This window comes from Paenibacillus aceris (genome assembly GCF_017874035.1).
GTDB classification, from domain to species: domain Bacteria; phylum Bacillota; class Bacilli; order Paenibacillales; family NBRC-103111; genus Paenibacillus_E; species Paenibacillus_E aceris.
Window position 1 is genome coordinate 16,454 of record NZ_JAGGKV010000007.1, and the last position, 16,780, is coordinate 33,233.

Annotated in this window: 23 protein-coding genes and 1 tRNA gene; 21 read left to right on the top strand and 3 right to left on the bottom strand. The window is 42.1% G+C overall.

Annotated features, from left to right (window positions below; all coding sequences use genetic code 11):
* From rsmG to J2Z65_RS14690, 6 genes are all read left to right on the top strand, one after another.
* On the top strand, nucleotides 1-729 hold the full coding sequence (gene rsmG, locus J2Z65_RS14665) for a 16S rRNA (guanine(527)-N(7))-methyltransferase RsmG (protein ID WP_167054954.1): 729 nt from the start codon (nucleotides 1-3) through the stop codon (nucleotides 727-729).
* Nucleotides 730-972: 243 nt separating this feature from the next.
* A complete protein-coding gene (gene noc / locus J2Z65_RS14670; protein WP_167054953.1) occupies nucleotides 973-1,788 on the top strand; it encodes a nucleoid occlusion protein in 816 nt (271 codons plus the stop codon).
* A gap of 161 nt (nucleotides 1,789-1,949) precedes the next feature.
* The gene (locus J2Z65_RS14675) at nucleotides 1,950-2,708 is read left to right on the top strand and encodes a ParA family protein (RefSeq protein WP_127454079.1); all 759 of its coding nucleotides are present in this window, start codon (nucleotides 1,950-1,952) and stop codon (nucleotides 2,706-2,708) included.
* Nucleotides 2,705-3,577 (top strand): ParB/RepB/Spo0J family partition protein, encoded by an 873-nt coding sequence (locus tag J2Z65_RS14680; RefSeq protein ID WP_167054951.1) that lies wholly within the window; start codon nucleotides 2,705-2,707, stop codon nucleotides 3,575-3,577. The genes J2Z65_RS14675 and J2Z65_RS14680 overlap by 4 nt, the downstream gene beginning before the upstream one ends.
* Nucleotides 3,578-3,680: 103 nt before the next feature.
* Entirely contained in the window at nucleotides 3,681-4,841 is a 1,161-nt protein-coding gene (locus J2Z65_RS14685; RefSeq protein ID WP_167054949.1) for an aminotransferase class V-fold PLP-dependent enzyme, read from the top strand.
* 15 nt (nucleotides 4,842-4,856) lie between these two features.
* On the top strand, nucleotides 4,857-5,348 hold the full coding sequence (locus tag J2Z65_RS14690) for a DUF4446 family protein (RefSeq protein ID WP_167054947.1): 492 nt from the start codon (nucleotides 4,857-4,859) through the stop codon (nucleotides 5,346-5,348).
* On the opposite strand, the gene yyaC is transcribed toward J2Z65_RS14690, so the two are convergent.
* A complete protein-coding gene (gene yyaC, locus J2Z65_RS14695; RefSeq protein ID WP_167054945.1) occupies nucleotides 5,323-5,946 on the bottom strand; it encodes a spore protease YyaC in 624 nt (207 codons plus the stop codon). The genes J2Z65_RS14690 and yyaC overlap by 26 nt on opposite strands.
* Nucleotides 5,947-6,043: 97 nt before the next feature.
* Here yyaC and J2Z65_RS14700 point away from each other — a divergent pair, with 97 nt between their 5' ends.
* From J2Z65_RS14700 to J2Z65_RS14745, 10 genes are all read left to right on the top strand, one after another.
* Complete coding sequence (locus J2Z65_RS14700) at nucleotides 6,044-6,280, top strand: putative Se/S carrier protein (RefSeq protein ID WP_167055043.1); 237 nt, start codon at nucleotides 6,044-6,046, stop codon at nucleotides 6,278-6,280.
* Nucleotides 6,281-6,297: 17 nt separating this feature from the next.
* Nucleotides 6,298-7,137 carry a mechanosensitive ion channel family protein gene (locus tag J2Z65_RS14705; RefSeq protein ID WP_338111615.1) on the top strand — a complete coding sequence of 280 codons (840 nt, stop codon included), beginning with the start codon at nucleotides 6,298-6,300 and terminating at the stop codon, nucleotides 7,135-7,137.
* 23 nt (nucleotides 7,138-7,160) lie between these two features.
* Nucleotides 7,161-7,376: a DUF951 domain-containing protein gene (locus J2Z65_RS14710; RefSeq protein WP_167054943.1), complete on the top strand. Its 216-nt coding sequence runs from the start codon at nucleotides 7,161-7,163 to the stop codon at nucleotides 7,374-7,376.
* Nucleotides 7,377-7,447: 71 nt separating this feature from the next.
* Nucleotides 7,448-7,535: transfer RNA gene (locus tag J2Z65_RS14715), tRNA-Ser, on the top strand.
* 257 nt (nucleotides 7,536-7,792) lie between these two features.
* Nucleotides 7,793-8,218, top strand: coding sequence for a hypothetical protein (locus J2Z65_RS14720; protein ID WP_167054941.1), 426 nt, complete (start codon nucleotides 7,793-7,795; stop codon nucleotides 8,216-8,218).
* 283 nt (nucleotides 8,219-8,501) lie between these two features.
* Nucleotides 8,502-9,743 carry a hypothetical protein gene (locus J2Z65_RS14725; RefSeq protein ID WP_167054939.1) on the top strand — a complete coding sequence of 414 codons (1,242 nt, stop codon included), beginning with the start codon at nucleotides 8,502-8,504 and terminating at the stop codon, nucleotides 9,741-9,743.
* Nucleotides 9,744-9,812: 69 nt separating this feature from the next.
* Nucleotides 9,813-10,535, top strand: a complete 723-nt coding sequence (locus tag J2Z65_RS14730; RefSeq protein ID WP_167055038.1) for an ABC transporter ATP-binding protein — start codon at nucleotides 9,813-9,815, stop codon at nucleotides 10,533-10,535.
* On the top strand, nucleotides 10,522-11,274 hold the full coding sequence (locus tag J2Z65_RS14735; protein ID WP_167054937.1) for an ABC transporter permease: 753 nt from the start codon (nucleotides 10,522-10,524) through the stop codon (nucleotides 11,272-11,274). Before J2Z65_RS14730 ends, J2Z65_RS14735 begins: the two co-directional genes overlap by 14 nt.
* Before the next feature lie 12 nt (nucleotides 11,275-11,286).
* Nucleotides 11,287-12,714 carry a sensor histidine kinase gene (locus tag J2Z65_RS14740; RefSeq protein ID WP_167054935.1) on the top strand — a complete coding sequence of 476 codons (1,428 nt, stop codon included), beginning with the start codon at nucleotides 11,287-11,289 and terminating at the stop codon, nucleotides 12,712-12,714.
* A gap of 17 nt (nucleotides 12,715-12,731) precedes the next feature.
* On the top strand, nucleotides 12,732-13,427 hold the full coding sequence (locus J2Z65_RS14745) for a response regulator transcription factor (protein ID WP_167055036.1): 696 nt from the start codon (nucleotides 12,732-12,734) through the stop codon (nucleotides 13,425-13,427).
* 71 nt (nucleotides 13,428-13,498) lie between these two features.
* Here the strand turns inward: J2Z65_RS14745 and J2Z65_RS14750 are convergent, their stop codons facing one another.
* Complete coding sequence (locus J2Z65_RS14750) at nucleotides 13,499-13,771, bottom strand: hypothetical protein (RefSeq protein WP_167054932.1); 273 nt, start codon at nucleotides 13,769-13,771, stop codon at nucleotides 13,499-13,501.
* Between the two features lie 16 nt (nucleotides 13,772-13,787).
* The gene (locus J2Z65_RS14755) at nucleotides 13,788-13,970 is read right to left on the bottom strand and encodes a YjzC family protein (RefSeq protein WP_167054931.1); all 183 of its coding nucleotides are present in this window, start codon (nucleotides 13,968-13,970) and stop codon (nucleotides 13,788-13,790) included.
* Nucleotides 13,971-14,202: 232 nt separating this feature from the next.
* On the opposite strand from J2Z65_RS14755, the gene rpsF reads away from it, so the two are divergent.
* The 5 genes from rpsF to J2Z65_RS14780 all read left to right on the top strand — a co-directional run bounded on the left by rpsF (nucleotide 14,203) and on the right by J2Z65_RS14780 (nucleotide 16,764).
* Nucleotides 14,203-14,490: a 30S ribosomal protein S6 gene (rpsF, locus tag J2Z65_RS14760; RefSeq protein ID WP_167054928.1), complete on the top strand. Its 288-nt coding sequence runs from the start codon at nucleotides 14,203-14,205 to the stop codon at nucleotides 14,488-14,490.
* Between the two features lie 35 nt (nucleotides 14,491-14,525).
* The gene (ssb, locus tag J2Z65_RS14765) at nucleotides 14,526-15,005 is read left to right on the top strand and encodes a single-stranded DNA-binding protein (RefSeq protein WP_167054926.1); all 480 of its coding nucleotides are present in this window, start codon (nucleotides 14,526-14,528) and stop codon (nucleotides 15,003-15,005) included.
* A 23-nt stretch (nucleotides 15,006-15,028) separates the two neighbouring features.
* Nucleotides 15,029-15,316 (top strand): 30S ribosomal protein S18, encoded by a 288-nt coding sequence (rpsR, locus tag J2Z65_RS14770; RefSeq protein ID WP_029196139.1) that lies wholly within the window; start codon nucleotides 15,029-15,031, stop codon nucleotides 15,314-15,316.
* Nucleotides 15,317-15,531: 215 nt separating this feature from the next.
* Nucleotides 15,532-15,843, top strand: coding sequence for a MazG-like family protein (locus J2Z65_RS14775; RefSeq protein WP_167054924.1), 312 nt, complete (start codon nucleotides 15,532-15,534; stop codon nucleotides 15,841-15,843).
* A gap of 6 nt (nucleotides 15,844-15,849) precedes the next feature.
* The gene (locus J2Z65_RS14780; RefSeq protein ID WP_167054922.1) at nucleotides 15,850-16,764 is read left to right on the top strand and encodes a DUF2232 domain-containing protein; all 915 of its coding nucleotides are present in this window, start codon (nucleotides 15,850-15,852) and stop codon (nucleotides 16,762-16,764) included.
* Nucleotides 16,765-16,780: the final 16 nt, after the last annotated feature.

The window sequence follows — 16,780 nt, forward strand, 5'->3', positions numbered from 1 at the left end:
ATGGATGCTACTCAACAACAATTTGTTCAATTATTAGAAAAGCAAAACATTTCTCTTTGTACTCTACAACTGGATCAATTCGAGCAGTACTACAAGACACTTGTAGAGTGGAACGAGAAGATGAATCTTACAGGCATTACAGAAAGAGAGCAGGTTTATTTGAAACATTTTTATGACTCTCTTTCTGTTGCTTTTAATTTTGATGTGGGCTCCGTGTCTACTATTGCAGACATAGGTTCAGGTGCGGGGTTTCCGAGTATCCCTTTGAAAATCGCTTTTCCTCATCTTAAAGTTACGATCGTGGATTCTTTGAATAAGCGAATAATATTTCTGAAAGAGCTAGTTTCACAATTGGGCCTATCTGATACAGAGTGTGTTCATGGTAGAGCAGAGGATATTGCTAGATTGCCTAAATATCGCGATCAGTTCGATCTGGCTACTGCTAGAGCTGTCGCTAGACTTCAAGTGTTGAATGAATTTTGTCTTCCGTTTGTGAAGAAGGATGGCACATTTATCGCAATGAAGGGCTCAGAAATTGAAGAAGAGTTAAGCGACTCTTCCTTTAGTCTAACTGAGTTAAAGGGGAAAGTGGTCAGAGTTCTTAAAATGCAGCTGCCTATTGAGGAATCGTTGCGGCATTTTGTTGAGATTCATAAGCTAGCAGCGACTCCCGCTAAGTACCCTAGAAAAGCTGGGATTCCACTGAAGGAACCTCTTATGAAACTGTGAAAATGTTCCACGTGAAACATTTCGTCTAAGTTTCACAATTTGTAAAAGCAGGAAATCCAGCTTCAATGGAGAATGTTATAATAGTAAGAATCTATTCTATTTGTAGTGAGTTTATGTGATTGCACTTGTCATACTTCGCCGTAATGTTGACAAGCGTTTTCGTTCTGTAGGACGAAGAGGTCGTCTATCTTTGGATCGTATTGGTCGCTTAAACTACGGGAAGAGTTGGTGGTAAGGTTTCTTATGAAAGAACAAATTTCAAAGCTATTTGGACTTGCTGATCGTTCGTCGACGGATGAAGTCAAAAACATACCTGTTAATAATATTATTCCAAGCCCCTATCAACCTAGGACCTTATTTGATGATGATCGAATTGATGAATTGTGCCAAACGATTCGAACGCATGGTGTTATTCAGCCAATCGTTGTCAGAGTCAAAAACAATACATTCGAGCTCATTGCCGGTGAACGACGGTTAAGGGCTGTTAAGAAGCTCGGACTTGATACAATTCCAGCTATCGTACGAGATTTTAATGATTCTCAAGCTGCCTCAATCGCTCTTATCGAGAATCTACAGCGAGAAGGTTTAACTGCTATAGAAGAAGCGGCTGCTTATCAGCAGCTGATTGAAATGCACGATCTAACGCAAGAAAGTTTGGCTCAGCGACTTGGTAAAAGCCAATCAACCATTGCGAATAAGATTCGACTTTTACATTTAAGCGAACCTGTTAAGATGGCTTTGATGGAAAGAAAGATCACGGAGCGCCATGCGAGAGCTTTATTAGCTTTAGATCAAGAAGAGCTTCAAGTGAAAATTCTTGAAGAAGTGATTGCCAAAGAGTTGAATGTTAAACAAACAGAAATTAAGATCAACTTTTTGAAAGAAGCTACGAAGATTAAGAAATCTCGTCGCGTTTCGTTTTCAAAAGATGTTCGTCTTGCTTTGAACACGATTCGGCAATCCGTTGAAATGGTGACCAGCTCGGGTCTAAATATTAATACACATGAGCAAGATCATGAGGACCATTACGAAATCATAATTAAAATTCCTAAAAAATAATGAGCATTTATTGCTACCTTAAACGGCGCAAGCCGTTTTTTTGCATCTTATGAGATAAATCTATCAAATATAGATAAGGTAACTAGCTGGTAGATATGTTAAGATAGATATACTGCTTTATGAATGGCATTTGGAACATAAGCGATTGAGGTGAAATGGTTTTGTCTAAAATTATAGCAATAACGAATCAGAAGGGTGGCGTCGGTAAGACGACAACTTCTGTGAATTTGGGAGCTTCCTTAGCTTCACTAGGGAAGAGAGTGCTGCTCGTTGACATCGATCCACAAGGGAATACGACAAGTGGTATTGGTGTGAACAAGGCCGATGTCGTGAACTGCATCTATGATGTGCTTATTAACGATGTTCATCCCAAAGATGCAACGGTAGATACGAATGTTCCAAATCTTAAAATTGTACCTGCGACTATTCAACTCGCGGGCGCAGAGATTGAGCTTGTTCCAACAATCTCGAGAGAAGTTAGATTAAAGAAGTCTTTGCAACTAGTTAAACATATGTATGATTACATTCTTATTGATTGTCCACCTTCGTTAGGTCTTCTTACGATTAATTCTCTTACAGCTGCGGATTCAGTTATTATCCCAATTCAATGTGAATACTACGCGCTTGAAGGATTAAGTCAACTGCTTAATACAGTTCGCTTGGTCCAAAAGCATCTTAATACAGGGCTTCAAATTGAAGGTGTTTTGTTGACGATGTTTGACGCTAGAACGAACCTCGGCATTCAGGTTATTGAGGAAGTTAAGAAATACTTCCAAACTAAAGTATATCAAACGATTATCCCGCGGAATGTTCGCTTAAGCGAAGCACCCAGTCATGGACAATCGATTATTACTTATGATCCTAGATCAAAAGGCGCGGAAGTGTATTTAGAGCTTGCGAAGGAAGTGATCTCGATATGACCAAAGGCCTAAACAAAGGTTTAGGTAAAGGATTGGATGCTTTAATTACATCACTACACATTGATGAAAGCGATAAAGTCATTCAAATTCCTTTAGCCCAATTGAGAGCTAACCCTTATCAACCTAGAAAGCATTTTAATGAAGATAGCATTAAAGAGTTAGCCGATTCGATTAAAGAGCATGGCGTTATCCAACCGATTATTGTTCGTAAGGTTCTTAAAGGTTATGAAATAATTGCTGGTGAGAGAAGGTACCGAGCTTCTCAGGTTTCAGGACTTGCAACGATTCCTGCAGTTGAACGGAATTTTACAGACCAACAGGTCATGGAAATAGCTTTAATTGAGAATGTTCAGCGCGAAGACTTAAACGCTATGGAGATTGCATTTGCTTATCAAGGGATTATCGACCAGTTTTCGTTAACCCAAGAGGAGCTTTCTGCAAAGGTTGGAAAGAGCCGTTCTCATATTGCAAACTTCCTAAGACTGCTTCAATTACCTGAATCCATCAAGCAATATGTTTCACGTGGAACATTATCCATGGGGCATGCAAGAGCCATTGTCGGCGTGAAGGATGACACGATCAAGAAAGAGCTTGCAGAAACGACGATAAGTAAACAGTGGAGTGTCCGTGAACTTGAAGAAGCTGTGAAAATGCTGGAAGAGACACCTGGACAGGAAAAAGAAAAAACGAAGCAAAAAGAAAAAAATAGAGATCCCTATATCAATCAAGCCGAAGATCAGCTGAGAGATATTTATCGCACAACGGTAAAAATCAAAAATCAGCAGGATAAGGGTAAAATTGAGCTTCTCTACTATTCAAAAGATGACTTGAACCGTTTGCTAGAATTACTTCAAGGTAAAATCTCTTAAAGATTAGATAGCATACCGATGGTTTTCTTTCGAACAGAAAGATCAAACTAAGGTATGCTATATTTATGAGTGGACCTTTGGTTCTATAGGAGAGGGTGGGAATATGAAGGGTGTTATGTATTTTGATCAAGCTGCATCATCTTGGCCTAAGCCGCCAGCTGTTTTGGATGCAATGATGACGTGCATGCAAGATTATGCAGCAAACCCCGGACGTGGAAGCCATCAGATGGCTGTAAAAGCAAGCAGAGTGTTATTTGAAACAAGAAAGAACTTAGCTCGTTTATTCGGTATTAAAAACCCGAATGATCTATCGTTTACATTGAATACAACGCATGCGCTGAATCAAGCGATCAAAGGTTTTGTTAAACGGGGAGATCACGTGATTTGCACAAGTATTGAACATAACTCCGTGCGCAGACCTTTAGAATATTTGAAGGCAACAGCTGGAGTGGAACTTACATATATCAGTAATGACCAAGAAGGTAATATCAAGCTAGATGAGTTAAAGATGGCGTTACGACCAAACACCTCGCTCATTGTTGTCAATCATAGCTCGAATTTGTTGGGGACGATTATGCCAGTGGCGGAGATCGGTGAGATATGCCGTACGCATGGCGCCAAGCTGCTTGTAGACGCGGCTCAGAGTGCCGGTATACTGCCTATCCACGTGGGAGATATGAATATTGATATGTTAGCTTTTCCGGGCCACAAGGGGCTTCTAGGGCCTCAGGGGACGGGTGGGCTGTACATCCATCCTGACATTGATTTAGAACCGTTGTTGCATGGTGGAACAGGCAGTCAGTCGGAAGCTATTCATCAACCGACAGTACGTCCTGATCGGTATGAGGCTGGAACACAAAACACGGCTGGGATTGCCGGATTAAACGAGGGCGTCAAGTTCGTATTGGCGGAATCGATTGAGAAGATTCATGCAAAAGAGTGGCGTCAAACGCAAAGGCTGATGGAAGGGTTACTGGGAATTGAAGGGGTCACGATTCTTGGTCCAGCAGTTGGACAAAATAAAACAGGGATTGTTTCCTTTAATATCAATGATGCGGATTCCTCCGAAGTCGCATTTATTTTGGACCAATCTTTTCAAATTGCTGTACGCTCAGGTTATCATTGTTCGCCGCTTGCCCACGAATCGGCAGGCACATTGGCCAAGGGAGCAGTTCGAGCGAGTATAGGATATTTTACAACGGATGAAGAAGTGGATGCTCTGGTCTATGCAGTGAAAGAGATCCAGTCGCAGTATGCTAAGTAGAAAGAGGGATCAACCATGGGGGAACTGTTTGGCCTTGATGGCAGTTTTGTCGTATTAACAAGTTTCGTGCTAATCTTAATTTTATTCATTTTCGTAATTATCCTAAACGTTAAGTTATCATCATTGCGCAAACGATACACTCAAATGATGAATGGTTCAAGCACAGAAAACATGGAGCAGCTCTTTATTGAAATGCAGCATGCCATCAACGAGCAAAAGGCCGAATCAGCAACGACTTCAGCCCAAGTTGAAACGATTCGTCAATCTTTAATGAAGATGAAATCCAAAGTAGCGATCCACCGATATAATGCTTTCAATGATGGCGGGAGTAATTTGAGCTTTACAATTGCCATATTGGATGACTACCAGGATGGTGTGGTACTTACGGGAATACATAGCAGGGAGCAGATGTATATGTATGCCAAACCGATTCAAAATGGGCAATCTAGCTATACATTGAGTTCTGAAGAGAAAGAAGCCATTAATCAAACTTTAAAGCAGTCTTAGTACTTGGTGCGTAAGCCTGGGTTCGCCGTAAAGCGGAATAAAGCGCATCACCGATTACATTAGCCATATTCATGACCAAGCTCAATCGCGTATTTTGCAGGACGAAATATTCCATGAAGCCGCCTACGTTTACAATACCGGTCACATGGATGTTGCCAACAGGAGGAAGATCTTTATTCACACCGGCACCAGGCTTAAGCGGACCATCGGCAACTTGAATGCAGCCAACGCTGGCAACTTGACCTAAACAGGCATCAACGGCGACGATGAAAGGGTTATCGAATTGCCGCTGTATTTTATCAACGGTTTCAGATAAATTCATTGCATGGACAGGCTCATCTAATGTGCCGAAAAGATGGAGATTGCGAAGATTGCTCGTGCGATTTAGATGAGAGCCAACTAGCGGACCAAGTGAATCACCTGTGGAACGATCGGTTCCTACACAGATAACAACGATAGGTTGATAGGTTGGTAGCTTACTAAAAATCGTTTGCAAATGCTTAGAGAGAAGAAAAGGGGTATCGGCATCTGTGTGCTGGATTTTAAGTGGGGCTAGATCCGTATCTTTCATTCCGTCAAAACCAAATTGGAATTTCATCATATCCCTCCAAGTACTTCTTCTTTTTTACTAGTATATGGATAGATAGAGACATTTATACGTAGGAGAGGAGGGTTTTTCCTTGAATATTTCCGTTATGTTGTTAGCGTTCGATTCAACGCAACAAGCTTTGCGTGCTGAAATGCTGCTAGAGTATGCGGACATTGAAATCGATATTAGACCTACTCCGAAAGAGATTACGGCAGGGTGTGCCCTTTCTATTGAATTTCCGGGAGAGAATCTAGCACAAGTCCAAGAAATTATTAAATCTGAGCACGTAGAAATCAGAGGAATCTATTTTAAAAAGGAAGATAAATATGTTACCATGGAATGAAAAGGGAGGTCTAAAGCGTGGCCTTTATAATGAATTATTTTACGGATTTAACGCAATGGGTACGCGAGCATCTAACGAAACCTGAAATGCTAGCTTCGATATTTTGGATTATCGTAAAGATTATACTAATTTATATTGTTTCAAAAGTGTGCATTAAAATAGCTGACAAGACGATTTCTCATATGATGGCTGCTAGAGATAAGTCACCATTGAAATTTGATAGACGCAGAACGAACACGATAGGAAGCCTCATACATAATCTAATAGCTTATACGGTAAATCTCATCTGTATCATGTTGATCCTTGGACAAGTAGGATTAAATCTAGGGCCTTTACTGGCCGGTGCAGGGGTGCTGGGATTAGCTATAGGTTTCGGAGCACAGAGTTTGGTGAAGGATGTAATTACAGGGTTCTTCATCATTTTTGAGGATCAGTTCGGAGTAGGGGATGTCATTCAAATTGATTCCTTTAAAGGGACTGTTGAGGAGATTGGGATCCGGGTCACTCGGATTAAAAGTTGGACCGGTGAAGTACATATCATTCCTAACGGGAATATTAAACAAGTTACCAATTTCTCCACTTACAACTCTTTGGCAGTCGTGGATGTAACAATACCGCATCATTTGAATATTGATGATGTTACACAGATCCTCAAGGATACGGTTAAACATGTACAAGATCTTACCGAAGATATTGTGAAACAACCCGAAGTGCTTGGCGTTCAGGTGGTGGGTACGACAGATTTGAAAATCCGTATTATCGCAGAATGCAAGCCGACTCGACAATTTAATGTTACGAGACTTTTGAACATAGAGATTAAGAAAAGACTCGACAGTGTACAAATCGATACGATGTAGTTGAAAAAGGCGGTGGCGGACGTATGGAGAAAAAGCAGTATCAGCTTGGCGATATTGTGCAGATGAAAAAGCCCCATCCGTGTGGCACCAATGAGATGGAAATCATACGGATGGGTATGGACATTCGAATTAAATGTGTGGGCTGTAAACACAGTGTTCTAGTACCGAGAACGAAGTTCGAAAGTAAGCTTAAAAAAGTGCTTCGATCCAACGCAAATCAAGAGGAAGAAACGACTTAAAAACGATGTGGAAAAGCACTTGCGAGAGCGGGGTTTTTTTGATATAATAAATCCTGTTCTCGCGTTTTATTGGAAAGGTACCCAAGAGGCCCAAGGGGGCTGACTCGAAATCAGCTAGGCGTCGCGAGGCGTGCGTGGGTTCGAATCCCACTCTTTCCGTACAAGCTATTGGAATGAAGTCTTCTGCAATTGCAGGAGGCTTTTTTATTTTTCCGCAACTTCTTTTTGGCTTTTACATCATGCAGTTCCAATATTTTAGTTCCACGTGAAACAATTTAGCGGCTTTTTACGTCTAGAAGATTGTAGAAGGCTGTTTTACTTTCAGTCTTTTGTCCGCCATGCAGGGATAAAAAGGGTGAAAAGAAAGCAAAATAAGCTCATATCTGTGCATTGGCAGCAAGAAGGAGGTAAGCGTAATGAGAAGTTGGTTGATGATGTTTCTGGTACTAGCGATAGTCGCCACGGGATGCGCTAAAAAGAATGGGGAGACTGTATCGCCTAGTCCAACAGCGGGAGCGACCGTAGCGCCTTCCACAGGGGCTACAGCGACGCCTGGCGCAACAAGTGGGACAAGCGGTGGCACAACGGCTACAGCAACGCCAGCGGCTACATCAAAGGAAGAGCCGCTTCCTCAGATAACTAGGGAACAGGCCGATAAAATAAGCATGACCAGTACGTATGATGATTTGGTGAAGGAGACCGGAGCCAAAGGCAAGCTAGTCAAAGAGGAGAACGGTAAGAGGACGTATGACTTTGCGATTTCTAATCAGCCCGGCTATTATGTAGAGATTGTTTATTTTGCAGATGGCAAGATATCTGAGAAGAAGGTATTTCAGAAATAAAGAGGAAGGCCGTACAGCTTATCAAGCTGTACGGCCTTTTTGAATTGAAAAGAAAGGATAAGTTTTATACTTTAGCTTCGCATCAATCTTGACAAACGCACTCGTCCCAATAGGACGAAGAAGTCGTTTATCCTTGTATAGAGTAGGCCGTGGCATCGCTATTTCTCTAGTAGATCGGAGTTTATACTTTGTTAATAATCCATTTAGATGGATTCAATAAGCTTATATTAAAATAAATAGTAAGGAAACGTTTCCCGCAAATTGTTTTTAAAGGAGAACCAAGATGAAACTTAGTAAAAAATCAGTTACAGTACTTTCGTTTACAATTGGAGCATGTTTATTCGTATCTACTGCATTCGCCGATACACTGCTTGGATCTGGGTATGACCGATTGAAAGGGTCAGCCAAAAACACCGCCACGCTTATGGAAAAAGAGATGAAGAACTATACTTTTGAGACACTGTACAGTTTGAAAGATAATGATCAAACTCTTCTTCAAGTCTCTAGTTCCAACAAAATGGACACGGAAAAACAAATGACTGAAGACAATACGGTGACAAAAAAGGCTAATGGTGAAACGACATCCAGATATTCATATACCGACAAAAAGCTTTCTGTTAACAAAAGCGGAACGGATAGTACATATTACTTAACTGAATATCCGGCTAATGTGAACAGGAAAGGACCTGCCGAGTTTAACAATCCATTTAAAGAGAAGGGCGCAACGGAAATCGAAAAGATTGTTGACGCCGTAGTTGGCGGCTTGAAAGATTACGTGCAGGTAGAGGAAGGAACAGATGGCGGGAAAGTTTACGCGGGCAGCCTGTCTGAGGCGCAAGTGCCGGCCATCTTGAATGCGGTCTCCTCCTTTGGCATTAAAAAGATGCTGAACGACGAGCCCGATTTTCCGGAAATAGAGAGCGATATTTTTGTGAAAAAGGTGGTAGGTTCCGCGGTTGAAAATAAAGCCGGCTATCTGGAAAATGTGACAGGGGATATCACACTCTCAGGAAAAGATAAAAACGGTGCTCAGCACGATTTGACTCTGAATGTAATTGTAAAGCTTTCTGAGATTGGCAACACGAAGATTGCCATGCCGGACCTAACAAGCGCAAAAGTGGAGAAAGTCAGCTACTCAGGCGGATTTAGCAGCAAGTATGTGGGAACCTATAAAAATAATATCGTTATGGAGAAAGACGGCAAGTTCGTAAAAGTCGGCGAGAGAACGGTTGAAATCACAAGCGTAGATAACGATAAGGTGAAAGGGAAATATTCCGAGACTATTATTCCTGGTTTTGAGAGCGAGTTTCCTGAGAAGGATGCATTTGATTTTGAATATGATCCAGCGGCATCCTCAACGTTCACTTATAAGAATGCTAAGGGTGAACAGAAAAACGGTACGATTCATCAAGGCTCCTCAGGCAAGATTTATTTTGAAATGAATATTGAGGTTCTTAACGAGAACTCGTACAAATCAAATTCCAAACCATATTACGAAAGCGAATTTAATCGCATATTTGAATAGAAACAGAGGTTCAGGAGGCTGCAGGTGCGGCTTCCTGAACATTTTTTGGGGAGATGAGATGGAGTGACAATGAAGGCGATCGAAATAAGCGAATTAACCAAGACATTTAAAAATGGCCGGGGTATCAGCGAACTAAACTTAGAGGTAGATCAAGGCGATATATTCGGGTTTCTAGGACCAAATGGTGCAGGGAAAACGACAGCTATGAAGATGATAACAGGACTCATGAAACCGGATCGTGGCGAGGTAAAAATTTTTGGTGCCAGCATTTTTAATGACTATGTTAATGCCATGAAACATGTAGGGTGTATGATTGAGACCGCAGAATCGTTTCCATACTTAACGGCAAATGAAAACCTGAAACTGTTTGCCAGATTCTATCCGCAAGTGGATCAGAAGAGAATTGATGAGTGTCTCGAGATTACAGGTATGTTGAAATATAAAAATGAAAAATCTCAAAAATTTTCGCTCGGGATGAAACAAAGGCTGGGAATAGCGGCTGCGATATTATCAAGACCAAAGCTGTTGATATTGGACGAGCCTTTAAACGGACTAGATGTCGAAGGGATGCTGGAGATGAGGAAATTGATCAAACAGCTTTCCCAGGATGAGGGCACGACTTTTTTTATTTCCAGTCACTTGATTCATGATGTGGAATTAACGTGCACAAGAATTGGGATTATCTACGGGGGCAAACTTGTAAACGTAGAATATACCCAGAATATACTTTCTTATTATTCTTCGCTTGAAAACTTTTTTGTTAGTGAGGTGGACAGGAATGGACGGGTTTAAAGCTGCATTTATAAATGAATCAGTGAAGTTGATGAAAAAGAAAAAAATGATTGCAGCCGCGATTTTATCCATTCTTGCTGTCATAATCGGACAAGTAGCTGTAACGACCATTAAGCATGGTCTTGGATTAAGGGTTGTGGGGAGTTTTGAATTTCCCATCGTGGTTTTATCGTTTATTACGTATTCGCTGTTGCCCTTGTTCGCTATTTTTGTGGCGATTGATATGTTTAACGGTGAAACTTCATCGAATACAATGAAAATAACACTTTTAAGGCCGGTCTCCCGATTTGGCGTTTTTAGTGCGAAGGTGTTAAATTTAGCTTTGTTTATTATTGGGAACCTAATGTTCGTTATGCTTCTTTCTTTGCTTATTGGATTCATATTTAATCCTACATCTGCAAGCTTCATTGGAATAGTAAAGGTGATTTTATCATATGGCTTAACATTTTTCCCCGTATTTGTGTTTGCACTTATCGTCGTCCTGTTGTCAAATGTGATTCAGGGAGGACTAGCCGTATTCTTCCTTTCCATTCTTGTGTTTATCGGATTTAATTTTCTAGGTATCGTTTTCTCATCCTATTCGAGTTTTTTCATAACATCGATGCTTGACTGGTACACCCTCTGGATTTCTGAATCAATTAATGTGTTGAAAATATTCCGTCAGATTTTAATCATGTCAGGCTGTGGTATCATGTTGTTTACATTGGGGTATTACTTGTTTGACAGTAAGGATATATAGAAAGGAATATACATGCATTTAACCAAACGTTTTTTCACGATGAATGCGCTGGCTGTCTTGCTCTCCATTGGTTTGACATTCCTGGCTGTCATTATTTTTATTGCAGCTTATACGAAGGTTTTTGGCCGCGAAGCCGGTATGAAGGAGTTTCAAAAAGTGTTCGAAGTTAGGGCGGCGATCAGTGAAATCAAGACAGAAGCGCAAACCTTTAAGTTCGAGCAGCTCATGGATCATAAATACCAACAACAGCTCTCTGATCGAGTTAACGCTTTGGATGCCAGTGCGATCATTTTACTAAATAGAGAAGTTTTGTACGCCACACAAAATTTTAATAAGATCGATATCGAGAAAAGTCTCATCATGTCCAGCGATAGTTCTAATCGCAGTGAGATAGAGCTTGATGGCAAAACCTACACGTTCACCCGAGCGGATTACAAACTCCCGTCTGGGGATACGGGCATTCTGCTCCTGCTTGCGCCAATCAAGCTGAAGACAAGCTTTTATATGCTGCTTGGCATTTTTACGTTCGGATTTTTCACTATTGTATTTTTGCTCGCGAATTTTTGGGTCTCGTACAGGTTCTCACGCGGAATTATTTTGCCGATTTCCAGGTTGAAGGACGCGGCTATAAAAATCAGTGAAGGGGACTTAAACAACGGGATTGCGGAAGAGGGAGAAGGGGAAGTTAGTGAATTGTGCAGAACTCTGGAGCTAATGAGGATCAAGCTGAAGGAGTCTGTGTATTTGCAGCAAAAATATGATGATAACAGGAAATTTCTAGTTTCAAGTATTTCACATGATTTAAAGACTCCTGTTACATCCATTAAAGGATATATCGAAGGTATCATAGATGGCGTAGCCAAGACGCCTGAGAAACTTGAGGAGTATCTGGAAACCGCACGATCCAAAGCTATTTTGGTGAATGCGATGATTGATGATCTCCTTCTATACTCCAAGCTTGACTTGAACCAGCTTCCTTATCATTTTGAGAAAAGCGATTTAGTAAGTTATTTTGAAGATTGTGTTGCGGATCATAAATATGAGTGTGAAAAGGCTAACGTGTCCTTGGAGTTACTGAATGAACTGGAGGAGCCTGTCAAAGTTTTAATCGATCGCGAAAGATTCAAGAGGGTCATACAAAATATTCTTGATAATGCTGTGATGTATGCAGATAAGGCAGGTGGACAGATTGCCATTGTGCTCAGGGAAACACGAACGTCTGTTATTATAGAGATAAAAGACAATGGAAAAGGAATACCCGAGGACAAACTCCCTTACATATTTGAACGGTTTTATCAGGTAGACCCATCAAGAAAAAGCGGCAGCGGATTAGGTCTAGCTATTGCCAAGCAAATTATTGAAGGCCACGAAGGGAAGATATGGGCTAAAAGTGCTGTAGGAGAGGGGACTCGGATTCTGATATCGCTTAAGAAGTTTTAGCATGTTCGGAGGTTATGATGAAAAAAATTCTAATTGTTGAGGACGACCAAAGCATCGCCAATTTGCAAAGGGATTACTTGGAGTTGAGCGGTTATTCGGTGAAGATGGTGAACAGCGGATCAGCAGGGCTGAAGGCGTTGAAGGAAGAAGAGTTCCAACTCATTATCTTAGATATTATGCTGCCGGATATGGACGGGTTTGAGGTTTTAAAAAAAGTACGTGAGCAGGATGATACCCCAGTGCTTCTGGTGTCCGCGAGAGCAGAGGAGATCTACAAAATTAATGGTTTAGGTCTCGGTGCGGATGATTATATAACAAAACCGTTCAGCTCCGGTGAGCTAGTAGCCCGGGTTGGTGCTCATCTGAAGAAATTCGAGCGGATGAAAGAGCGCTTTGGGAAAGGCAGTGAGGGGAGCTCGATTCAGGTTAGAGGTCTTGAGATTCAAAAGGATGCTAGACGAGTCTTTGTAAACGGAAATGAAGTCGTATTAGCGCAAAAGGAGTTCGACCTGCTTCTGTTCCTTTTGCAGCATGCCAATCGGGTGTTTGGCAAAGAAGAGCTTTTTGAGAGGATCTGGGGGATGGATGCCATGAGCGATGCCTCAACCGTAACGGTCCATATCGCCAGAATTAGAGAGAAAATTGAAGAGACACCATCCAAACCCCAGTATATAGGAACAGTTTGGGGATCCGGATATAGGTTTATGGTGTGACTAGTCAATTGAAAAAAGCTGGCCCTTAAGTAGGTTAACTACATAAAGGGCCAGTTTTTCCTTGTGCCAACCTAATAGTTTCTATTGCGGTTTCTATAGCTAACCGAGAATCGATCGATCACATAGCCGACAAGCGCCCATGTTGCGATCGTCAAGGCATAGATGATGAGCATCCGGAACATGGATATTTCATGGACGTTTGTAAATGTGGATGCAAACCAAGCGGGAACGCTAAGCGCATAGAAAATCATGTAAAAGGCATCATGATCGTGAAATAAATAATGAGCGAAACAGAGGGCTGCACCAAGAAAGGTAAACAGCCAAGTAAACGTGGATGTCCTCATGGTGAATTTCTCCTAGTTAAGGCTTTTTGCGGTGCCATTTCCGATTATGGTTGCTGTTTTTCGGAAATCTGTCTCCTTTTTTTAACGTAACTATTTTCGGGTTTTCAATTCCCATATGAACTGCATTCTCGCCCATCTCGATGTAAACGCCGTCGTTAGGTACATGATCGCCTTCATTGAATACTGTCCATTCACCCACATTGATCACCTCATCGAAAGATTTTCAATCAAGTTTAGATTGCCCTTCCAAAGGGGAAGCATGTACGTAGACCATTGCCATGTTCATCCTTGAGCGAAAGACTTGTAATCTGCCGTTCAATTTGCTATAGTATTCAGGTGCGAGTTTTGAAAAAGAATCCTCGCTCCTTGCTCCTTCACTTGTGAGAACAAGTTAGAACAGGGGCCGCTTAGTCCAAAAGGAGGTGACATACATGCGCAAATATGAACTGATGTACATCATTCGTACTGACGTTGAGCAAGAAGTTGTTCAATCTACAGTAGAAAAGTTCCAAGGCATCATCACGAACGGTGGAGGCGAAGTCTCCAAACATGACCTGATGGGCAAACGCCGTCTTGCGTATGAGATCAATAAGTTCCGTGACGGGCACTACGTGCTTGTACACTTCAACGCAGAACCTGCTGTTGTATCCGAACTTGATCGCGTACTTAAGATTACGGATGAAGTTATCCGTCACTTAATCACAAACGACGTAGCTTAATTGCATGCCAGTATTTTCGTCAGGGGGAATGTTCTATGTTGAACCGTGTCATTCTTATCGGTAGATTGACCAGAGATCCAGAACTTCGTTATACGCCAGCCGGTGTAGCCGTTACGCAGTTTACTCTTGCAGTAGACCGTCCTTTCACAAGCGGAGGTTCGAAAGAACGAGAAGCGGACTTTATCAATATCGTAACGTGGAGGCAGCTTGCCGAAACATGCGCGAACTATTTGCGTAAAGGTCGTTTGACAGCAGTGGAAGGTCGAATTCAGGTACGTAATTACGACAACAACGAGGGCAAGAGAGTTTACGTGACCGAAGTGATTGCCGATAATGTGCGCTTCCTTGAATCCAGTAACAGTGCCGGAAGTCGAGAAGAGGGTGGATCAAACGCAAACGCTAGCTACAGCGGCGGAGGCAGTGGCAATCGTGGCGGTGGGTCACGCGAGCAGCAAGATCCTTTCATCGATGACGGAAAACCGATCGACATTTCCGATGATGACTTGCCATTCTAAAGTAGAAAGGACTGAACAAACTAATGGCTTTCCAAAAAAGAGATAACAATAGTGAAGATCGCGGCGACCGCAAATTTGCTCCTCGTGGCAAAGGCGGTAAAGGCAAACGTCGTAAAGTTTGTTACTTCACAGTTAACAAAATCAAGCACATTGACTATAAAGACATCGAAACTCTTAAAAAGTTCATCAGTGAGCGCGGGAAGATTCTTCCTAGACGTGTAACTGGTACTTCCGCTAAGTACCAACGTGCATTGACGATCGCTATCAAGCGTTCCCGTACAATCGCATTGTTGCCTTACACAACGGAATAGGTTTAAACTTAGAAGGCAGCTGTTTAACGGCTGTCTTTTTTGTATGTCAAAAAGCAGATACGCTTGTACAATCCAGCGGAACCCGTTGAATTCCTTGTCATCTCTGCACCGTCCACCGCGGAGGATCGAACTGCGCTGGAGAGGCTTTCTTTTCTTGCCCTATTTTGTGGTATAATTAACACAATAGTCTTTTGTAGGATGGGGAGAGATGACGGTTGCTGAATAGGGAGAAGGATGTAGACCTAGCCAGACGGGCCAAAGTCATTGAGTGGCTCAAGACAGAAGTCGTAGATCACGTAGCACACCTGCTGAAAGGCATATGGGAAGGCAGCCACGTCAAAATTGTCGACGGGTTAGCCAGTTTGATTTCAAGCGGTTATATTCTAGGAAGAAGATTAGGCATATCTTATCGCAATTTGGATGAAGCCATTGTTGAGAAAATGAAGAAGCACCGCCAAGAGGGCCATCAACTTGAGGACTGGTACGGCGACATTTCATCGCTCGAAGAACATTTACGTAAGAGGTGAGCCCGGTTGGGGAATCGAAGTTGGCAAAGCATCATATGGAGTGCGGTGACGATCTTGTCATTGCTGTCTCTAATGACGCCTTTCATTATTTTCACATTCAGTTTTCTCATGATTCCAGTTTTAATGTTATACGTAAAGTCTAGCACCAAACGCTTCGTCATTAGTTACGTCATTAGCTTGGTTGTCGTTTATTTACTTACCCAGTGGCATGGGATATCCCTCATGTCCGTATCGCTGTTCTTCTTACCGCCGGTACTGGTCATGGGTAATTTATATAAACGCAAAGCAGCCGCTAGATCGGTTCTGACTGCAGGAATTGTTACAATTTTGGCGGAATCGCTACTAAGTCTGCTCATTGGCTACTCCCTCGGATTTGATCCGGTGGCGAAGTTCAAGAATTTCATGATGGCCAGCATTGCGAGTATGCCGCCGGGTATTCGGGAAGTTTTGCCGAAAGATCAGGATTGGTATGTGAATTTCATTGTGCAAGTGATTCCGTTGTATTTAATTTTTGTAGCTTTGTTCTACACCTTTGTGACACACGGCATTAGCCGCTGGTTGCTCAATAAAACAGGTGAAGGCATTCCGGGCTTGCGCCCGATGCGCGAATGGATGCTGCAGAAATCGTTGGTTTGGATTTATTTAGTCGTGTTTGTACTGGATTTGTTCATGAATCCGTCGTCCAATTCGCTGATCCCTACGCTGATGATGAATGCGATGCCGCTCCTGATGCTGGTATTTGCCATTCAAGCGATCTGCTTTCTATTCTTTGTTTCTCATGTGAACAAATGGAAGCCGGTATTGCCGATCGTTGCGATGATTATCGTTTGTTTCATGCCTCCACTTTTTATCGTTTACAGCTTATTAGGGGTATTTGATGTTGCGTTTCCAATCCGTGAACGGTTCAAGAAAAATTTATAGGATTAGGAGCTAGTTC

Bases quoted from the DNA above. Each gene is read 5' to 3' on its own strand.
- rsmG (WP_167054954.1), top strand. From the start codon at position 1: ATGGATGCTACTCAACAACAATTTGTTCAATTATTAGAAAAGCAAAAC.
- noc (WP_167054953.1), top strand. From the start codon at position 973: ATGAAAGAACAAATTTCAAAGCTATTTGGACTTGCTGATCGTTCGTCG.
- J2Z65_RS14680 (WP_167054951.1), top strand. From the start codon at position 2,705: ATGACCAAAGGCCTAAACAAAGGTTTAGGTAAAGGATTGGATGCTTTA.
- J2Z65_RS14685 (WP_167054949.1), top strand. From the start codon at position 3,681: ATGAAGGGTGTTATGTATTTTGATCAAGCTGCATCATCTTGGCCTAAG.
- J2Z65_RS14690 (WP_167054947.1), top strand. From the start codon at position 4,857: ATGGGGGAACTGTTTGGCCTTGATGGCAGTTTTGTCGTATTAACAAGT.
- yyaC (WP_167054945.1), bottom strand. From the start codon at position 5,946: ATGAAATTCCAATTTGGTTTTGACGGAATGAAAGATACGGATCTAGCC.
- J2Z65_RS14700 (WP_167055043.1), top strand. From the start codon at position 6,044: ATGTTGTTAGCGTTCGATTCAACGCAACAAGCTTTGCGTGCTGAAATG.
- J2Z65_RS14710 (WP_167054943.1), top strand. From the start codon at position 7,161: ATGGAGAAAAAGCAGTATCAGCTTGGCGATATTGTGCAGATGAAAAAG.
- J2Z65_RS14720 (WP_167054941.1), top strand. From the start codon at position 7,793: ATGAGAAGTTGGTTGATGATGTTTCTGGTACTAGCGATAGTCGCCACG.
- J2Z65_RS14725 (WP_167054939.1), top strand. From the start codon at position 8,502: ATGAAACTTAGTAAAAAATCAGTTACAGTACTTTCGTTTACAATTGGA.
- J2Z65_RS14730 (WP_167055038.1), top strand. From the start codon at position 9,813: ATGAAGGCGATCGAAATAAGCGAATTAACCAAGACATTTAAAAATGGC.
- J2Z65_RS14735 (WP_167054937.1), top strand. From the start codon at position 10,522: ATGGACGGGTTTAAAGCTGCATTTATAAATGAATCAGTGAAGTTGATG.
- J2Z65_RS14740 (WP_167054935.1), top strand. From the start codon at position 11,287: ATGCATTTAACCAAACGTTTTTTCACGATGAATGCGCTGGCTGTCTTG.
- J2Z65_RS14745 (WP_167055036.1), top strand. From the start codon at position 12,732: ATGAAAAAAATTCTAATTGTTGAGGACGACCAAAGCATCGCCAATTTG.
- J2Z65_RS14750 (WP_167054932.1), bottom strand. From the start codon at position 13,771: ATGAGGACATCCACGTTTACTTGGCTGTTTACCTTTCTTGGTGCAGCC.
- rpsF (WP_167054928.1), top strand. From the start codon at position 14,203: ATGCGCAAATATGAACTGATGTACATCATTCGTACTGACGTTGAGCAA.
- ssb (WP_167054926.1), top strand. From the start codon at position 14,526: ATGTTGAACCGTGTCATTCTTATCGGTAGATTGACCAGAGATCCAGAA.
- rpsR (WP_029196139.1), top strand. From the start codon at position 15,029: ATGGCTTTCCAAAAAAGAGATAACAATAGTGAAGATCGCGGCGACCGC.